Source organism: Rhizobium sp. WSM1328, from assembly GCF_057653715.1.
This window is the reverse complement of the sequence record NZ_CM172788.1, coordinates 989,186-1,005,939: the sequence shown is the minus strand read 5'-3', so window position 1 is coordinate 1,005,939 and position 16,754 is coordinate 989,186. Positions and strand designations below refer to the sequence as shown.

Below are 16,754 nucleotides of genomic sequence, written 5' to 3'. Positions count from 1 at the left end.
CGCTCATTCGAGCGGATTGTCCGGGCATCCTTATCCCCTCAAAGATTTTCCGGTGTGATCGTCAGAAAGCGCACCGGCTCGGCGCTGACCTCCATCTCGATGAGACCGAGCCTGTTCAGGGCAAGGTCTATCGATCGCCTCGCCTGGACCTCCGGCGCCTGGTCGAGCACGATCGACATGATGCCACGGCTGAGATAGTCCTGCGTCTCTCGCGTCAATTCGTGGCCGACCCAGAAGGGCCGCCCAGCCTTGTTGGCCGCGAGCACCCTGGCAACACCCTTGTTGTCGCCGCCTGCACTATAGACCCCGATGATGCCGGGCTCGCGCCGGAGTGCCGCTTGCAGCAGCTCCATGGCATTGTGCTCGTCATCGAGGTCGAACATGACCTCGATGAAACGATGGTCGTTTGAACCCTTCTCCGAGAGATAGCTGGAGAAGCCGCGGATCCGCTCCTTATGGTTCTCATAGGCGCCGCTGTGGCAGAGAGCGACGAACGAACCGGTGCGCTGCGCCAGCATGCCCGACATGTAGTGAGCTGCGGTGCGTCCTGCAGCATAGTTGTCGATGCCGACATAGGGCAGTTCGGGGGCCGGACGGGTCATGATCTGTACAACGGGAATGCCGAGACCGGCCGCCTTGCGCACGCTTGTGACCACATCGGCATGGTCGGGCGCGACCACGATCAGCGCCGACCGGCGTGCCGTCGGGTTGGCGATGTAGCGGGCGAATTGCGCCGGCTCGTTCTCGCGGACGAAGGTGCGGTGAACGGTGATGCTGTCGTCGAGCGAGGCGGCGATGCGCTCGAACGCCCGGTTCAGACGCGAATAGAAGCTGGTCTCCGGGCGAACGAGGATCACCTCTATCCGGATCAGACCGCGATGGGCGACCGGCAGGCTTTGCCGGTATTCAAGCCGCCTTGCCGCCAGGAAGACTTTCTCCACCGTTCCCGGCCGCACGCCGCCGCGGCCGTTGAGGACGCGCTCGACGGTCGCTGTGCCAACGCCGGCTTGGCTTGCGACATCCTTCAAAGTCACCTTCATCAGGCTCACCCACTCCCAAAGCTTGACACAGCAAAGCATCGGCCTGCTGTGAGGTCAATGATCAAATTTGATCAAGGAAGCATTGGAGCATGGGGGCGCCGCAGCCGTATCGTACCAGCAATCCGGGAGGAGCACCGGACGGTCCAAAACAACCGAGATCAAGGATCATCCGCCGGCCCGAAGCGGCCGGGGATGACGGAGGAGCCAGATGAAGATCGCACTCGACCCGCATATGCACCGTCACCTCAACCTGCGCGACCTCTGCCGCAAGGCAGCGGAACTCGGTTATGAGCATATCGAGCTTTCACCGCGCGACGATTTTCTGCCCTGGTGGGTGCGCCCGCGGGCGCACAAGGAACGCATCGCGGAATTCAAGGCGGCCCTCAAGGATCACGGCGTCCAGCTCGCCTCGATCCTGCCGATGTACCGCTGGGCGAGCCCGCATGAGGACGAGCGGCAGGCAGCAGTGCGTTACTGGAAGGAAGCGATCGCGATTTCGGCCGAAATGGGCTGCGATACGATGAACTCGGAATTCGGCCGCGGGCCATCGCCGGATCGCAGCCACCGCGCCAGCTGCTGCGGCGGCATGCATACCCACGAGCACAGCGAGGCCGCCTGGTGGCGCTCGATAGAAGAACTCGTTCCGGTGTTCGAGCGCGAAGGCGTCACGCTCAACATGGAACCGCATCCGGAAGACTGGTGCGAAACGCTGCATCCGGCGATCGACATGCTGAAGACCATCGGCTCGAAGAACGTCAAGTTCCTCTACTGCGCGCCGCATACCTTCTATTTCGGTGACGACATGGCGCAGATGATCCGCGATGCCGGCCCGCTGATTGCCCATGTGCACGTGGCCGATACCTATAATCACAAGGCCTCATCCGGGCTGCGCTACATCATCAATCCGCCGGGCGCGAAGGTCACCATCCATCAGCACATGGATATGTACCAAGGCGAGATCAATTGGGATGTCTTCTTCTCCTCGCTCGCCGCGGTCGGATTCGACGGCATCATCACCGCCTGCGTCTTCGGCTGGGAGGAGCGCGCCGACGATTCCGGGCGCTTCATGCGCTCCGAAATCCAGAAATATGTCGACAAATACTGGCCCGGGAAACTTGGCTGATCGTCAACATCCGCCCCGGCACCACTATCAGGAATAAAACCGTGACCATCACCATTACGACAGCCCCCTGCTGCTGGGGCGTGGACGACGTTAACAATCCAAACCTTCCCGCCTGGGAACGCGTCTTCGACGAGGCGGCGGCGGCCGGCTATGGCGGCCTCGAACTCGGCCCCTATGGTTACGTGCCGCTCGATGATGCGCTCGTTGCCAAGGCGCTCACCGAGCGCAATCTCTTCATCGTCGCCGGCACGATCTTCGACGATCTGGTCTCTCCTGAAAACCGGGAGACATTGCTGCGGCAGACGGATGAGATCTGCGCCGTCATCACCAAGTTGCCGCAGCCGGATCAGGTGGCAGGCCAGCGGTTCAGGACACCCTATCTCACAGTGATGGACTGGGGCCACGACGAGCGCGACTATGCCGCCGGCCATTCCGATCGTGCACCGCGTCTCGATGACAAGGCCTGGGCCGGGATGGTCGCCAATATCACGGCGATCGCCGAACTCGCTCAGCGCAAATACGGCGTGCGCGCCGTCATCCACCCGCATGCGGGCGGCTATATCGAATTCGCCGATGAGATCGAGCGGGTGGCAAGAGACATTCCGCAGGAGATCGCCGGCTTCTGCCTCGACACCGGCCATAGCTATTATGCCGGCATGGAACCCGTGGAGATGCTTCGCCGCTATGCCGACCGGCTCGACTATGTCCACTTCAAGGACATCGACCAGACCGTCTTCGACCGCGTGCTTGGGGAAAAGATCCGCTTCTTCGATGCCTGCGGACAGGGCGTGATGTGTCCGATCGGCCGCGGCGTCATCGATTATCCCGCCGTCAAACGAGCTCTCGAGGAGATCGGCTATCACGGCTTCATCACCGTCGAACAGGAGCGTGATCCGAGGAATGTCGCCGGCAGCCTCGAAGATGTGAAGCAAAGCCGCGATTACCTCCGGTCGGTTGGTTTTTAGGGAAAAGATGATGACGAATAACAGGCAAAAGCCGATCCGTTGGGGCATGGTCGGCGGCGGCAGAGGCAGCCAGATCGGCTATATTCATCGCTCGGCAGCGCATCGCGACGACGTCTTTGCCCTTGCGGCGGGTGCCTTCGATATCGATCCGGAACGCGGCCGCGCGTTCGGCGTCGATCTCGGGCTCGACGAAGCCAGGAGCTACCGGGACTATGCGGCGATGTTTGCGACTGAGGCCCGGCGGGCCGACGGCATCGAGGCCGTGTCGATCGCGACACCCAACAACACCCATTTCGCGATCTGCAAGGCAGCACTCGAACATGATCTGCATGTGATCTGCGAAAAGCCACTCTGCTTCACGACCGCCGAAGCCGAAGAGCTGAAGACGCTTTCCCAGGCGCGCGGCCGGATCGTCGGCGTGACCTATGGTTATGCCGGCCATCAGATGATCGAGCAGGCGCGCGCCATGGTCAGGAATGGCGATCTCGGCGAAATCCGCATCGTCAACCTGCAATTCGCCCATGGTTTCCATAGTGCTGCGGTGGAGGAGCAAAACCCCTCGACGCGGTGGCGCGTCGATCCGAAATTCGCGGGGCCCAGCTATGTCCTCGGCGATGTCGGGACCCACCCGCTTTATATCGCCAAGGTCATCCTGCCGCACCTCAAGATCAGACGTCTCCTCTGCACCCGCCAGAGCTTCGTCAAAAGCCGAGCGCCGCTCGAAGACAATGCGGTGACCCTGATGGAATATGATAATGGCGCGATCGCCACCATCTGGTCGAGCGCCGTCAATGCCGGCTCCATGCACGGCCAGAAGATCCGCATCGTCGGCTCGAAGGCCAGTATCGAATGGTGGGACGAGCGGCCGAACCAGCTCTCCTACGAGATCCAGGGCGAACCGGCCCGTATTCTCGAGCGTGGCATGGACTATCTCTATCCCGAGGCCAGGATCGACGACCGGATCGGCGGCGGCCACCCGGAAGGTCTCTTCGAAGCCTGGGCGAACCTCTATCGCCGCTTCGGCTTCGCCATCAACAGAGAGCGCGGCCTCGCCCCTGCGGGGATCGAAGAGCTGGTCTTTCCCGATGTCGATGCCGGACTGGAAGGGGTGCGCTGGGTGGAAAACTGCGTGCGTTCCGCCGATGCCGGCGGGATCTGGCTGGATTATCGCTAGGTGTTCAAGGGGCCCTGGTGCGTCCCTGTTCTCAGATCGCGCCGTATGCCGGCTTTACACAGCTGCGCTGGAGACCTGTTCAAGGACGCCTTTCCATACCCTCTCAGATAAGCGGGTCTTCATCTTCCGGCGCCCGCGGGGCGCGGCGGGGCGTGCTGTCATTGGCGGCTTTCTTATGCTCGTCGGCAGCTGCCTCGCGGATTTTCTGGAAGCGGTTGTCGTCTGCGGGTGGCTGCGGGTCGCTCTTTTTCACGAAACGGATCATTGGTCATTTCCTGCTTTGAGAGTGGAAGCGCTCCGCACACATATCGGAGCGCTCTGAAAATGGTGTCAGACGGCAAGCGCGGTGGCGCAGGCTTGAACACTTCGGCTGTCGGGTGAAGTCTGCCCAGGCATGGTCGCCCAACCGCCGGCCTCGACGAACTGCCGCTGCTTGTAGCCTTCGGTAATCGCCTTGAACTCGATCAGTTTAGCGCTCGCGTCCGGCGCCGCATTGAACCGCTCGACACAAATGGCCGACGCCAGCTCTCCGCGTGCGGTGTCGCCGGCGGCGACTGCCGCTTTGCTTGACGTGCCGCCTGTTACCCAACCTCCCCAGCTGAAGCCGATAATCATCGTGGCGATCGCCGTGACGACGCAGGCCCAGACGAGAAGCGTCTTGGATGGCTGGTAACTCTCGAAACGCTGGGTGATCGATGTCTTGCTGCTGCTCTGCACGGACATTGGAATTCTCCCTGTCTATTGTTCGGGTTGCGCCGTCCGGCCACGCCGGAACAGTTCAGGCTGTTCTCAGTATCCCATATCTCCCATGCCGCCATTTCCGGCTGCAGGGGCGGAGTCTCTTGCGGGAATGTCGGCGATCATCACCTCGGCGGTGATCAGCAGCGCCGCAATCGAGCCGGCGTCCTGCAGAGCGGTGCGCACGACCTTGGCGGGATCGACGATGCCGGCCTCGATCATATCGACATAGGTCTCCGTCTGTGCGTCGAAGCCCTGATTGTGATTATTGCTGCCGGCGAGTTTTCCAACGACGATGGAGCCCTCGAACCCGGCATTGTCGGCGATCTGCCGGATCGGGGCTTCGAGCGCCCTGAGCACGATCGAGATGCCCGCCGTCACGTCGGCGTTCTCCCCGGTCAGCCCCGTCAGCGCCGACTTGGCGCGCAACAGTGCCACGCCGCCGCCGGGCACGATGCCCTCTTCGACCGCCGCACGGGTGGCGTTCAGTGCATCGTCGATGCGGTCCTTCTTTTCCTTGACTTCCGTCTCGGTGGCGCCGCCGACACGGATGACCGCGACGCCGCCGGCGAGTTTCGCCAGGCGCTCCTGCAGCTTTTCCTTATCGTAATCGGAGGTGGTCTCCTCGATCTGCGCCTTGATCTGCTGGATGCGCGCCTGGATGGCCGCTTTCTCGCCGGAGCCGTCGATGATCGTGGTGCTCTCCTTGTCGATCAGCACGCGCTTGGCGCGGCCGAGCATATCGAGCGTGACGTTGTCGAGCTTGATACCGAGATCCTCGGAAATCATCTGGCCTGATGTAAGCACGGCAATGTCTTCGAGCATCGCCTTACGGCGATCGCCGAAACCCGGCGCCTTGACGGCTGCGACCTTCAGGCCGCCGCGCAGCTTGTTGACAACAAGCGTCGCCAAGGCCTCGCCTTCGACGTCCTCCGAGATGAGCAGAAGCGGTTTGCCGGTCTGTACGACGGCTTCCAGGATCGGCAGCATCGCCTGCAGGCTGCCGAGTTTCTTCTCGTGAACGAGGATATAGGGATCCTCCAGTTCCACGCGCATCTTCTCGGCATTGGTGACGAAATAGGGTGAGAGATAGCCGCGGTCGAACTGCATACCCTCGACGACGTCGAGTTCGGTCTCGGCGGTTCGCGCCTCTTCGACCGTTATGACGCCCTCATTGCCGACCTTGTCCATCGCCTTGGCGATCATCTCACCGATGGCGGCGTCGCCATTGGCGGCAATGGTGCCGACTTGGGCGATCTCACCTGACGATTTGACCTTCATCGCCCGCGCCTTGATTTCCTTGACGACGGCGGTAACGCCGAGATCGATGCCGCGCCTGAGATCCATAGGGTTCATGCCGGCAGCGACGAGCTTGGCGCCTTCGCGGAAGATGGAGGCGGCGAGAACGGTTGCCGTCGTCGTGCCGTCGCCGGCAAGATCATTGGTCTTCGAAGCCACTTCACGCACCATTTGCGCGCCCATGTTCTCGAACTTGTCCGCGAGCTCGATCTCCTTGGCGACGCTAACGCCGTCCTTGGTAATGCGCGGCGCGCCATAGGCCTTGTCGATGACAACGTTGCGACCCTTCGGGCCAAGCGTCACCTTGACGGCGTTGTTGAGCAATTCGACGCCGCGCAGCAGGCGGTCGCGCGCGTCGGTGGAGAACCTGATTTCCTTGGCAGACATGATATTTCTTCCCAGTTCGGTCTTGAGATGCTGGTCACAAATTCGACGGTCAGGCAGCTTTGTCGGCAGCCGCTTCAGTCTTTTCGACGATGCCCATGATGTCGGTCTCCTTCATGATCAGAAGGGTTTCGCCATCGATCGTGACCTCTGTCCCCGACCATTTTCCAAACAGAATGAGATCACCGACCTCGACATCGAGCGGGACCAGATTGCCGCTTTTGTCGCGAAGGCCCGGGCCGACTGCGACCACTTCGCCGTGCTGCGGCTTCTCCTTGGCGGTGTCTGGAATGATGATCCCGCCCTTGGATTTGACATCGCCTTCCGCACGTCGAATGACGACGCGGTCGTGAAGTGAACGGAATTTCATAGAGGTCTTTCTGCTGCCGGCGCGTAGGGCGGCTGCAACTCATAAATAGCATTCGTGGCACTCGATTGATAGGAGTGCTAAGAAATATTATTCGCCCATGAACTTTTTTGAGATATTCAGGAAATCAATCCGACCGGATATTTTGTATTGATCAGCAAATAAATAGAATTTTTTACGCCATCGCGCTCCATTTTATTTTCGTGAGCGAAGAGTTAATTTGGCGTTTTTCATAGATAAATCAGAATTTATCTTGATTTAAACTCAATCGAGGCGCAATGATAGGCTTCGTCGATTTGGCCGACTTGGCTTCGCGGTGTCAGAGACCTACGACCCGCCATCACCACTGAATTCTCGATAGCGATCCATGACGTCGTTCCGGCGTTGAGTTCGCCTGTTCCGATCCGGAATGAGCTTGGCGCTGACCGCGGATGTACCGGCAGCCTCGAGTTCGTCCGGTTCGGATCTCAACGATACAGGAAACGCATCGGTGTATTCCTGCGGAGGCCTCAGCCGTGACCAGTCGTACCACACAAACCGTCGTCCGCTTTTCATCCCCATTCCGTCTGCCCGGTTTCGACGGGGCGCAGCCAGCCGGAGAATACCGCGTCGACTATGACGAGGAATTGATCGACAGCGTTTCCAGGCTTGCCTGGCGCCGGGTCGGCGCCTTCATCCACCTGCCGGCGATCGCTGCGCAGAGTTCGACGCAGCAGATGATGCCTATCCACCTGTCAGATCTCGAAACCGCGATCGAAAAGGACCACAAACCGTCATGACCGCTACGCGCATCCCGCAACGCAATGGACGCTCAATCCGGCGCGAGGCAGCAACGCATATCTTCAAGGTGGGGCAGACTGTCCGAGTGAAGGACGGGTTCTTGGTCGTTCCCTCCAAGCTTCCCGACACATACCGCATTACCGCCACACTGCCTCTGAGAGGAAATGTGCTGCAATACCGTATCCACAGTGACGATGAACGTCATGAGCGGGTCGCGACGGAAGATAGCCTGGAACTGGTAAACCTATCGCCCGCCGGTAGCGGCGCAACACTGATCGAGAGGACGTTTGGCCATGGCCACGGCCCGAATGACGAAAGGTTGACATCGTGAACAGTCATGAAGACGAAGCCGAACGCAGACGGAATGCCGTTGCCGTCGGCACATGGGAAAATAAATGTGGTGCGTCGGGCCGCTACTTGATGGAGGTCGAACATGACCGCCGGATCGAATCTGCCCGTTCGTGGACCGTCTATCGTGTCTCTGCAAGCGTTCCAGTGCACGCCGACCATGGCATGATCGGCAAGAGCCGTTCGGAGGCCGGTGAAGACATGATGTCCTTCAATCTTCTCAACATAGGATACCGGAAGGAGTGGCTGAGGCTGTCGGACGCCGCCCGGAGCGGTCGCCAGACCCCGCCGGTTCAACCATGGCGCTAGCCTTTTTGAACCAAAGCCGCAGCTTCGATGCGGCGAGAAATGCAGTGCGCTTCATCGGCCATGACGGCATGTTCCAGGTGTTGTTTTTCGTCGAGGTTGGCGCGCTGGCGAAATCCGACGCCGCATTGCAAAGAACCGAGCCTTCGGAAACGGGGTGGCTTTCGTCGTTCGACGCCCTGCGCAACTCCATTCAGGACGTGGCGCACAAAGCCTATTCGTACCGCCGCCGCGCCTTCTATACTCTAACTGCGGCGGATTTCCGCTAGACGGATCCGGACGCGCGAGAACGCTCCATGTTGATCCGTTACGGCTATGAAATGACGCTGACCTGCCCGCAGCCGACCGCATTGGTCTGTCTGCTGTCGGTTCATGACGATCGCGCGGCCGACATCAGAATTCCGGAAACGGTCTTCACCACGCCCGATGTCCCCACTTCTTCCTATCGCGATCTCTTCGGCAACCGCTGTCTTCGGCTGGTTGCGCCAGCGGGCGACCTGACCATATGGGGCGATGCGACGATCGAAGACGACGGCAAACTGGACAGGTCGCTGCCAGGCGCCAGGGAAGTCCCGGTTTCGGAGTTGCCGGATGATTGCCTCGTCTACCTGATGGGCAGCCGCTATTGCGAGACGGATCGTCTCAGTCAAATTGCATGGGATATGTTCGGCACCGTCTCACCCGGCTGGGGCCGCGTTCAGGCGATCTGCGACTTCGTTCACGGCCATATCCAATTCGACTACATGCAGGCGCGATCGACGCGGACAGCCTTCGAGGCGTTCCACGAACGTGTCGGCGTCTGTCGCGACTTTGCGCATCTCGCGGTGGCGCTGTGCCGTTGCCTCAACATTCCTGCCCGATATATCAATGGCCATCTCGGTGACATCGGTATTCCCGTCGTCGATCCGATGGACTTCAGCGCCTGGATCGAGGTCTTCCTGGACGGTGCATGGCATACATTTGATCCGCGCAACAACACGCCGCGGATCGGTCGTATCATCGTCGCACGCGGGCGCGACGCCGCCGACATACCGCTCATCAATTCCTTCGGACCGCATGTGCTGAAGGCGTTTCGAGTCTGGACCTATGAGGTGACGAACGTGGAGCCGATGCAAAACGTCGCCGAGGAAGCTGTTTAGAACGAGACCTGAACGGATGCGGCAATGTCCAGCCGCAGGCTTTGCCGCAGGCGGCAGATGTCGCGGGACTGCCTGTCCCACACACTTTTATCCGACATGCTTAGAACAACGGTTGAAAGATGTTGGCGTCGAGCCATCTTGGGTGTGGGCAGTCCTTCGGGGTTAGCGGAAGATAGGGAGTTGGCAGTCCATGTTCGATCACATTTCCATCGGCGTAAAAGACCTCGCAAGAGCCCGCCGTTTCTACGATGCGGCGCTGACGCCGCTCGGATATGAGCGCCTGTCCAATTCCGACTCCATGATCGGCTACGGCCCGGAAAGGGTCGGGCTCTGGGTGATGCAGGTCGAACAGCCCGTTGTTGCCGACATGCGATCCGGGCTGCACTTCTGCTTCGTCGCGCCTGATGAGGCCGCTGTCGATGCCTTTCACGCGGCGGCCGTTGCATCCGGCGGCACGGATAATGGCGAACCAGGTGTGCGGCCGGATTATGGGCAATTCTATTACGCCGCCTTCATCATCGACCCGGACGGCTATCGCCTCGAAGCTTATTTCCACAAAGGCGAGCTATAACGGACCGTCAGGCAGCGGCTCTCGGAATGGATACGCAGCAGCCGGAAGCTTCGAGCGCTTTATTGGCTACATCGATGAACAGGCGACGGAACCAGCGCGCCCGGCCGTCCGTCTGGTCGACTCGGCGATAAAGCATCGTCACGGGATCGGCCGGCAGCGAAAGCGGCGGCTCGCAAAGCATCAGCCCATGTAACTGCGCCATGCAGCGACCGATCGATTCCGGCACCGTGGCAATGGCGGGCATCGCCTTCAGCACCATCGGCAGAGCGGAAAAGCGCGGCACGGTCGCCACCACCTGTCTCACATCGCCGGTGCGGTTCAGCGCCATGTCGATACCGGTCGAGGTGTTGCCTTCGAACGAGACGGTGACATGCGCGACATTGGCGAAATCCCTGAGGCTCAACGGCGCCTTCAGCCCGAGCTGAGCTTCATCGTAGATGCAGATCGAGACTTGGTCGAACAGCGGCGCGCGAATGTGCCAGGAGGCGGGCTCGTCGTGCATCGCGACGCTGAAATCGAAGACGCCTTCATCCAGCCGGCGTGCGGCATCGCGCTTTTCGGAAGCGATACCGATCAGCCGGGCGCCGGGTGAAAGCTGGAGGAGACGGGCGGCAAGCGGGCCGAAGAAGGCCGACTCGAGATTGTCGCACATGCCGATGCGGAACTCGCCCTGCCAGCTTGCCGGATCGAACTCGGCCTGCGGGCGGATGGCGCGCTCGATACCCGACAGCGCATCCTCGATCGCCGGGGCGATGGAAAGGGCGCGCGGCGTCGGTTGCAGGCCGCGCCCGACACGCACGAATAGTTCATCGTCCAGCGCCTCGCGCAGGCGCCGCAAAGCGGCCGACAGGCCTGGCTGACCGAGCAGCAGGCGCTCGGCGGCGCGACTGACATTGCGCTCCTGCATCAGCACCGAAAAGGCCAGCAGGAGATTGAGGTCGATCTTGCGAAGGGTGACATCATTCATCATCGTCAGTAATACCTGGCATGGCTACTATCAATTTGCAATAGGAATGGAAGCTGTACATTTTCTCGTTCCCTGCCGCCCGGCAACCTCCCCCGATGAGGCGGCAGCAAAGAAGGAACGATTTCGATGACTCTTTCCAAATCGCGAAGCGGAGCGGGGCTGGCATTGCTGCTGCTCTGCGCCGCCAATTTCCTCGACGCCATGGACGTCTCCACCATCGGCGTTGCGCTCCCCGCCATCCAGGCCGAACTCGGCATGGAGGCGACCTCGTTGCAATGGGCCGTCAGCGCCTATGTGCTCGGCTATGGCGGCTTCCTGCTGCTCGGCGGCCGGGTCGCCGATGTCTTCGGCCATCGCCGCGTCTTTCTCTGGTCGCTGGCGATCTTTGCCGCCGCCAGCATCGCCGGCGGCTTCGTCAACAGCGGCCCGACGCTGATCGCCGCCCGATTGGTCAAGGGCATTGCCGCCGCCTTCACCGCGCCCGCGGCGCTTGCGCTGCTGCTCTCCGTCTTCGGCGAGGGAACGGCACGGGCAAAGGCGCTCGGGGTCTTCTCCTCCACCGGCGCCGCCGGCTTCGTGCTCGGCATGGTGCTCGGTGGTGCTGCGACGATTATCAGCTGGCGGGCGACATTGGTCATGGGCGCGCCCGTCGCCATCCTGACGCTTTTTGTTGCGCCACTGGTGCTGCCCGCCGACCCGAAAAGGACGGGACCGCGGCCGGCCTTCGACTGGGCCGGCGCGCTGACGATCACCCCTGGGCTGCTGCTCTTCGTCTTCGGCATCACCAATGCTGCGGCCGCCGGCTGGCAGGCTTTTGCGACCTGGGGTTCGCTCGTCGCGTCGCTGGCGCTGATCCTGCTCTTCCTCGTGGTCGAAGCGCGCCATGCCGATCCAATGGTGCCGCTCGGCATGTTCCGGCGGGCCAAGCTCCGGCATGCCAATGCGATTGCCGCCCTCTTCCAGGGCGCCTATGTCGGCTTCCAGTTCCTGGCGACGCTCTATTATCAGAACGTCCTCGGCTGGTCGGCCTTCACCACCGGCTTCTGTTTTGCGCTTGGCGGTGTCTTCGTGATGTTCCTGGCGCCCCGCTTTGCGACGCTTGCGCAAAATCGCGGCGCCACCGGGCTGATGGCAGTGGGGGTCGGTCTGCAGGCGTTCAGCTACATCTTCTGGGTGACCGCACTTGGACATGTCGATCCGATCCTGCTCGTGCTGTTCTCGCAGATCCCGCTCGGCCTCGGTTACGCCCTGACCTACCCCTCGGTGCAGGTTGCGGCCCTTTCCGATGTGGAGGATGACAAGGCGGGACTCGCCTCCGGACTGCTCTTTGCCTCATTCCAGATCGGCGGCGGCATCGTGCTTGCGGCCGCCTCGGCAGTCTTCGGCGCCGCACCGCATTTCGGCTGGAACCCCTATGTCGCCGGCATCGCCTTCGTGGCGCTGCTTGCGGTGGCGATTACCCTGCTTGCCGCTGCCGGTCCGCGGACATCGGCCGCCCGGAGACCCAGCTATCAGGCGGCGGAATAACCGTCATCGGCCCGCACCCTGAACGGTGCGGGCTGCTCATGAACCGGAGCGATATCTGCAGCAAGAATCCCGTTGCGTTGCCTGGGTGAAAGGCGCATGGTCGCAACTTCGGCAGCCAGTGTACGGGCGCTGCCGACTGAGGGTTTTTATACCCTTGCCCCGATGAAAGGAGGACCGATGTCTTCCACTTTCGAAAAGTCGCATCTGACTTCGTCCGATCTCGACATGCTGCAAGGCGTGCTCGACGACGCCGGCTACGACGCCAAAATCCTGATCGGCAACGAACGTGTCTTCAACGTCGCGGCCATACTGTTGATCAGGCTGTTCGAAGAGGGCGTCACCTCGCCGGCCATGCTCTCACAAGCGCTCGAACACCATTTCGGCAAGCTGAAGACGCCGCCGAAACCGGTAACCCCCGTCTTTAACCGATATGCGATACAGGGATTGCCCCGCGAAAGACGCGCTGCTGGCTAGAGCATAACGCGAAAAGTGTGAGCGGTTTTCGGACGACCTCATGCTCTCACTGAATGTTCTAGCGGCAAGCGAGCCGCCCGGCTCCGAAGGAATATTGTGCGAAAAACCCTCTTGCTTTGTATCTGCGTCGCAGCGGCCGGTTATTTCGGATGGGTGCAATTCGGGGCTTACCAACAACGGCAACAGGCTAGAGATCTTGCCGACATCGACAGGGAGCGCCGGGTGGCGCTCCTGGAAGTCGATGGCTGCCAGGCGAAAGTGGATATGCTTCTGTCGATGACAGACCGCCTGCTCAAGGCCGGCGGCATGCTGGTGCCGCTCGATATCGGACGGGACATAGAACTCTGTTTGGACCGCGGCATCATGTCGACATCAGGCCGAGCGGAGATGGAAAGAACGAAGTTGATCCGCCTGTTTTCCGTGAATGACTAAGGCGTTCGCAAGATTCGTTGCTCGCGCTTCAGGTCCTGTTTTTACGTGTGTCGCTATCGCAAAATCGCTGCGCAGTTTTGTGCGGCGCGCTTTATGCCCTGTGGAAATATGGCTTTCCTGCGGCGGCGGCCTTAATGGCACCTCAATTTTAGTCTATAAGGGAAGCTCGCTGATTTGGCCGATGCGGCGTTAGCGGTGACCGGGTTTCCGGCCCCGCCATTTTCCCGATCGCGAAAGCATGGTGACGTCCCCGTCTCAACGTCGGGTTTGGCTTTCGGTGACCTCTCCGGTCATCCGCCTCCAGACAGCGATGCGGTTTCAGCAGGCATCATTTTCATTCCATCCCTGCGGCCCGGTGTTGTCGGGTTGCCCCTCATGACGATCCCGCGATCTCCGATCGCGACCGACAAACGGGGCGAATACCACGCAGGCTGCGGCTTTCAATTTCGATCTAAAGGGAGATTTTATCGATGGCAAAAGGACAGGTAAGAAGCAATCGCGAGGTCCGGAAGCCGAAGAAGGACAAGCAGGCAGCGAAGGTGGAAAGCACATTCGCCAATCAGATGAAGACGGCGACCAAAACCGCCCCGCAGGGCAGTGCTCCAAAGAAATAGAACCTCTTACCGAGCCGCCGCTCTCGCCCTCGCTGCGCCTAACAGCGCAAGTGATAACGCGTCCTGGCGGACGCGCCGGCGTGACATCATCACCTATTGACATGTCTTCAGAAAAACAGGAATTGCTGCAACCATGACCACACTTCTTACAATGTACCACTTCGACTATCCGCTCTTCCTCATCCGCTCGGCCGTAGTGATTGCACTCGGCCTTTCGGCCGTCGCGGCCTTTCACGGCGTCACTCTGTGATCGAATCTGCGCGCCGCAGCGAGTGCGAGGAAATCCAAGTGGCCCCTTTGGGCGAGCCCGACGAAAACCCGGAGCGATCGCGGGGGAATGCCGAGCTTTTCGCTGAAAAGCGCTGGTTGAAGATCCTTGCCGGATATCGCCAGCCACGAGCCGGACGCAGCGCTTTCGAGCTTGCCGTCACCGTCGTCCCCTTCGCGCTGTTCTGGGCTGCCGCCTGGGCAGCGGTTCACTACAGCTTCTGGCCCGGCCTGATCCTCGTCCTTCCCGCCGCCGCCTTCCTGCTCCGGCTGTTCATGATCCAGCATGATTGCGGCCACGGCTCGTTTTTCGCCCGTCGCCGCGTCGACGACTGGGTTGGACGCACGATCGGCATCCTGACGCTGACGCCCTACGACTATTGGCGCCGGGCGCATGCGGAGCACCACGCCTCGGCCGGAAACCTTGACGAACGCGGCGTTGGCGACATCGAAACGCTGACGATCGCCGAATATAACGCGCTGTCGCGCTGGGGCCGGCTCGGCTACCGGCTCTACCGGCACCCGATCGTGATGTTCGGGATCGGACCGGCATGGCTGTTCCTCTTCAAGCAGCGCCTGCCTTTCGGCATGATGCGCTCCGGCGCCCTGCCCTGGGTCTCGACCATGGCAACCAATCTTGCCATCGCACTGGTCGCCGCGCTGCTGATCTGGGCGGTCGGGATCGTCCCCTTTTTACTGGTGCATCTTCCGACCGTGCTTCTGGCAGGCGCTGCCGGCGTCTGGTTGTTCTACGTCCAGCATCAATTCGAGGAAACACATTGGTCGAAGGAGCCGGATTGGCAGTTCCAGCATGCGGCCCTCCACGGTGCCTCGCATTACGACCTGCCGCCAGTGCTGCGGTGGATCACCGGCAATATCGGCATCCACCACGTGCATCATCTGTCGAGCCGGGTGCCTTACTACCGGCTGCCGGAGGTGCTGCGAGATCATCCTGAGCTTGCCGATCTGGGCCGCATCACGCTCATGGAAAGCCTGCGTTGCGTCAAGCTGGTGCTGTGGGACGAACAGACGAAGCGACTGGTCTCGTTTCGCGAAGCGGCGCGGCTTGCCGCAGCATAACAACGGGGCGTTAGAGCGATTTAGCTTTCACGGAAGCGCAGAGCCGCTCTAACCTTTTGCCTGAATCCAATTCCGGGGAAAGCCGTTTCCCTGGAATTGTTTAGCGATAACCCGTCACGTCAGCCGGTCTGCCCGGCTCCTGCACTTCCACCATGTAGCGCCAGCAATCCGGCCGCGAACCGTCGATATCATCGAAGCCGTAGGTCTTGGCCACTCCGCCGCTCGACAGCGACTGGCCGTTCCAGCGGGCGCGGTCGGGATCGGCGGCGATGGCCGCAACGGCACGGCCGACGAAATGCGGCGTTTCGGAAATGGCGAAATGCGGCTGCACTTTCGTCGCCTCGCGCCAGTTCTCCTCGCGAACACCATAAGCATCCAGCATCATTTCGGAGCGCAGCCAGCCGGGCGTGATCGAAACGGCGGTGGCGCCGTGTTTCGCCAAATCTTGCGCATGCGCCCAGGCCATGCGGGTGACGCCCGTTTTGACGAGGTCGTAAAAGGGCGACAGCCGGTAATGGGTGGCATTGTATTCGGCTGTGCCGTCGGTCATCTCCACCAGCAGCCCGCCGGGCCGCTCGATCATCAGCGGCAAGGCGTAGTGGGCGGTAATCAGATGCGTCTCGATGCCGAGCTGCAGCATGCGCAGGCCCTTGTCCAGCGAATGCTCCCAGACGGCCTTGTCCCATTCGAATAGCTTCTCGCAGCCCCAGATGTCGTTGACGAGAATATCCAGCCGACCGGCTTCGCTGCGGATGCGGGCGACCAGCGCCTCGACCTGTTGTTTGATGAGATGGTCCACCTGCACGGCGATACCCTTACCGCCTGCGGCGGTTACCAGTTCGGCCGTCTCTTCGATCGTCTCCGGCCTGGCATATTCGGATTGCTTGGCGCGCGTCGTGCGCCCAGTCACGTAGACGGTGGCGCCGGCGGCGCCGAGCTCCACCGCGATGCCGCGGCCGGCGCCGCGCGTGGCACCCGCCACCAAGGCAACTTTCTCCCGCAATTTTGCTGTCACTTCTCCATCCTCCACGCCAATGCAAAGTGTTACAGCGTCCTTTGCGCCTCTAAAGAGGCGCGGCGCTGTAGAACGCCTTATGCCGTAACGGAAGCGCCAGGAATTGGCCGGCGCTCCTTGTTTATAAACGAATGATCATTTATA

Annotated in this window: 21 protein-coding genes; 14 read left to right on the top strand and 7 right to left on the bottom strand. The window is 61.1% G+C overall.

The window, feature by feature from the left end; genetic code table 11:
* Positions 1-38 precede the first annotated feature (38 nt).
* The gene (locus tag AC2444_RS05170; protein ID WP_041935489.1) at positions 39-1,040 is read right to left on the bottom strand and encodes a LacI family DNA-binding transcriptional regulator; all 1,002 of its coding nucleotides are present in this window, start codon (positions 1,038-1,040) and stop codon (positions 39-41) included.
* A gap of 208 nt (positions 1,041-1,248) precedes the next feature.
* Between AC2444_RS05170 and AC2444_RS05165 the strand changes: the two genes are divergently transcribed.
* Genes AC2444_RS05165 through AC2444_RS05155 form a run of 3 tightly spaced genes read left to right on the top strand, consistent with a single transcriptional unit; the run spans position 1,249 to position 4,302 of the window.
* Positions 1,249-2,163 (top strand): sugar phosphate isomerase/epimerase family protein, encoded by a 915-nt coding sequence (locus AC2444_RS05165; protein ID WP_012756695.1) that lies wholly within the window; start codon positions 1,249-1,251, stop codon positions 2,161-2,163.
* 41 nt (positions 2,164-2,204) lie between these two features.
* Positions 2,205-3,128, top strand: coding sequence for a TIM barrel protein (locus tag AC2444_RS05160; RefSeq protein WP_012756694.1), 924 nt, complete (start codon positions 2,205-2,207; stop codon positions 3,126-3,128).
* Between the two features lie 7 nt (positions 3,129-3,135).
* Complete coding sequence (locus AC2444_RS05155; RefSeq protein ID WP_162770431.1) at positions 3,136-4,302, top strand: Gfo/Idh/MocA family protein; 1,167 nt, start codon at positions 3,136-3,138, stop codon at positions 4,300-4,302.
* Positions 4,303-4,405: 103 nt separating this feature from the next.
* On the opposite strand, the gene AC2444_RS05150 is transcribed toward AC2444_RS05155, so the two are convergent.
* From AC2444_RS05150 to AC2444_RS05135, 4 genes are all read right to left on the bottom strand, one after another.
* Entirely contained in the window at positions 4,406-4,567 is a 162-nt protein-coding gene (locus AC2444_RS05150) for a hypothetical protein (protein WP_012756692.1), read from the bottom strand.
* A 65-nt stretch (positions 4,568-4,632) separates the two neighbouring features.
* Positions 4,633-5,025, bottom strand: a complete 393-nt coding sequence (locus AC2444_RS05145) for a hypothetical protein (protein WP_012756691.1) — start codon at positions 5,023-5,025, stop codon at positions 4,633-4,635.
* 66 nt (positions 5,026-5,091) lie between these two features.
* Positions 5,092-6,726, bottom strand: coding sequence for a chaperonin GroEL (gene groL, locus AC2444_RS05140; RefSeq protein WP_012756690.1), 1,635 nt, complete (start codon positions 6,724-6,726; stop codon positions 5,092-5,094).
* 49 nt (positions 6,727-6,775) lie between these two features.
* Complete coding sequence (locus AC2444_RS05135; RefSeq protein ID WP_012756689.1) at positions 6,776-7,093, bottom strand: co-chaperone GroES; 318 nt, start codon at positions 7,091-7,093, stop codon at positions 6,776-6,778.
* A gap of 512 nt (positions 7,094-7,605) precedes the next feature.
* Between AC2444_RS05135 and AC2444_RS05130 the strand changes: the two genes are divergently transcribed.
* The 6 genes from AC2444_RS05130 (at position 7,606) to AC2444_RS05105 (ending at position 10,234) form a co-directional block, all read left to right on the top strand.
* A complete protein-coding gene (locus tag AC2444_RS05130) occupies positions 7,606-7,869 on the top strand; it encodes a hypothetical protein (protein WP_012756688.1) in 264 nt (87 codons plus the stop codon).
* Positions 7,866-8,201, top strand: coding sequence for a hypothetical protein (locus tag AC2444_RS05125; protein WP_012756687.1), 336 nt, complete (start codon positions 7,866-7,868; stop codon positions 8,199-8,201). Before AC2444_RS05130 ends, AC2444_RS05125 begins: the two co-directional genes overlap by 4 nt.
* A complete protein-coding gene (locus AC2444_RS05120; RefSeq protein WP_012756686.1) occupies positions 8,198-8,527 on the top strand; it encodes a hypothetical protein in 330 nt (109 codons plus the stop codon). The genes AC2444_RS05125 and AC2444_RS05120 overlap by 4 nt, the downstream gene beginning before the upstream one ends.
* Positions 8,518-8,793, top strand: a complete 276-nt coding sequence (locus AC2444_RS05115; RefSeq protein ID WP_012756685.1) for a DUF1488 family protein — start codon at positions 8,518-8,520, stop codon at positions 8,791-8,793. The genes AC2444_RS05120 and AC2444_RS05115 overlap by 10 nt, the downstream gene beginning before the upstream one ends.
* Before the next feature lie 27 nt (positions 8,794-8,820).
* Positions 8,821-9,663 carry a transglutaminase-like domain-containing protein gene (locus AC2444_RS05110; RefSeq protein WP_012756684.1) on the top strand — a complete coding sequence of 281 codons (843 nt, stop codon included), beginning with the start codon at positions 8,821-8,823 and terminating at the stop codon, positions 9,661-9,663.
* A 190-nt stretch (positions 9,664-9,853) separates the two neighbouring features.
* Positions 9,854-10,234: a VOC family protein gene (locus AC2444_RS05105; RefSeq protein ID WP_012756683.1), complete on the top strand. Its 381-nt coding sequence runs from the start codon at positions 9,854-9,856 to the stop codon at positions 10,232-10,234.
* A 7-nt stretch (positions 10,235-10,241) separates the two neighbouring features.
* On the opposite strand, the gene AC2444_RS05100 is transcribed toward AC2444_RS05105, so the two are convergent.
* On the bottom strand, positions 10,242-11,204 hold the full coding sequence (locus AC2444_RS05100; protein WP_012756682.1) for a LysR family transcriptional regulator: 963 nt from the start codon (positions 11,202-11,204) through the stop codon (positions 10,242-10,244).
* Positions 11,205-11,327: 123 nt separating this feature from the next.
* Here AC2444_RS05100 and AC2444_RS05095 point away from each other — a divergent pair, with 123 nt between their 5' ends.
* From AC2444_RS05095 to AC2444_RS05075, 5 genes are all read left to right on the top strand, one after another.
* Positions 11,328-12,728 (top strand): MFS transporter, encoded by a 1,401-nt coding sequence (locus AC2444_RS05095; protein WP_012756681.1) that lies wholly within the window; start codon positions 11,328-11,330, stop codon positions 12,726-12,728.
* 96 nt (positions 12,729-12,824) lie between these two features.
* Complete coding sequence (locus AC2444_RS05090) at positions 12,825-13,202, top strand: hypothetical protein (RefSeq protein WP_017993428.1); 378 nt, start codon at positions 12,825-12,827, stop codon at positions 13,200-13,202.
* Between the two features lie 96 nt (positions 13,203-13,298).
* A complete protein-coding gene (locus AC2444_RS05085; protein WP_012756679.1) occupies positions 13,299-13,634 on the top strand; it encodes a hypothetical protein in 336 nt (111 codons plus the stop codon).
* Between the two features lie 470 nt (positions 13,635-14,104).
* On the top strand, positions 14,105-14,248 hold the full coding sequence (locus AC2444_RS05080) for a hypothetical protein (protein WP_003546677.1): 144 nt from the start codon (positions 14,105-14,107) through the stop codon (positions 14,246-14,248).
* A 297-nt stretch (positions 14,249-14,545) separates the two neighbouring features.
* The gene (locus AC2444_RS05075; RefSeq protein ID WP_041935488.1) at positions 14,546-15,595 is read left to right on the top strand and encodes a fatty acid desaturase; all 1,050 of its coding nucleotides are present in this window, start codon (positions 14,546-14,548) and stop codon (positions 15,593-15,595) included.
* Between the two features lie 100 nt (positions 15,596-15,695).
* On the opposite strand, the gene AC2444_RS05070 is transcribed toward AC2444_RS05075, so the two are convergent.
* The gene (locus tag AC2444_RS05070) at positions 15,696-16,610 is read right to left on the bottom strand and encodes an SDR family oxidoreductase (RefSeq protein WP_012756676.1); all 915 of its coding nucleotides are present in this window, start codon (positions 16,608-16,610) and stop codon (positions 15,696-15,698) included.
* Positions 16,611-16,754: the final 144 nt, after the last annotated feature.

Bases quoted from the DNA above. Each gene is read 5' to 3' on its own strand.
- AC2444_RS05170 (WP_041935489.1), bottom strand. From the start codon at position 1,040: ATGAAGGTGACTTTGAAGGATGTCGCAAGCCAAGCCGGCGTTGGCACA.
- AC2444_RS05165 (WP_012756695.1), top strand. From the start codon at position 1,249: ATGAAGATCGCACTCGACCCGCATATGCACCGTCACCTCAACCTGCGC.
- AC2444_RS05155 (WP_162770431.1), top strand. From the start codon at position 3,136: ATGATGACGAATAACAGGCAAAAGCCGATCCGTTGGGGCATGGTCGGC.
- AC2444_RS05150 (WP_012756692.1), bottom strand. From the start codon at position 4,567: ATGATCCGTTTCGTGAAAAAGAGCGACCCGCAGCCACCCGCAGACGAC.
- AC2444_RS05145 (WP_012756691.1), bottom strand. From the start codon at position 5,025: ATGTCCGTGCAGAGCAGCAGCAAGACATCGATCACCCAGCGTTTCGAG.
- groL (WP_012756690.1), bottom strand. From the start codon at position 6,726: ATGTCTGCCAAGGAAATCAGGTTCTCCACCGACGCGCGCGACCGCCTG.
- AC2444_RS05135 (WP_012756689.1), bottom strand. From the start codon at position 7,093: ATGAAATTCCGTTCACTTCACGACCGCGTCGTCATTCGACGTGCGGAA.
- AC2444_RS05125 (WP_012756687.1), top strand. From the start codon at position 7,866: ATGACCGCTACGCGCATCCCGCAACGCAATGGACGCTCAATCCGGCGC.
- AC2444_RS05115 (WP_012756685.1), top strand. From the start codon at position 8,518: ATGGCGCTAGCCTTTTTGAACCAAAGCCGCAGCTTCGATGCGGCGAGA.
- AC2444_RS05110 (WP_012756684.1), top strand. From the start codon at position 8,821: ATGTTGATCCGTTACGGCTATGAAATGACGCTGACCTGCCCGCAGCCG.
- AC2444_RS05105 (WP_012756683.1), top strand. From the start codon at position 9,854: ATGTTCGATCACATTTCCATCGGCGTAAAAGACCTCGCAAGAGCCCGC.
- AC2444_RS05100 (WP_012756682.1), bottom strand. From the start codon at position 11,204: ATGATGAATGATGTCACCCTTCGCAAGATCGACCTCAATCTCCTGCTG.
- AC2444_RS05095 (WP_012756681.1), top strand. From the start codon at position 11,328: ATGACTCTTTCCAAATCGCGAAGCGGAGCGGGGCTGGCATTGCTGCTG.
- AC2444_RS05090 (WP_017993428.1), top strand. From the start codon at position 12,825: ATGGTCGCAACTTCGGCAGCCAGTGTACGGGCGCTGCCGACTGAGGGT.
- AC2444_RS05080 (WP_003546677.1), top strand. From the start codon at position 14,105: ATGGCAAAAGGACAGGTAAGAAGCAATCGCGAGGTCCGGAAGCCGAAG.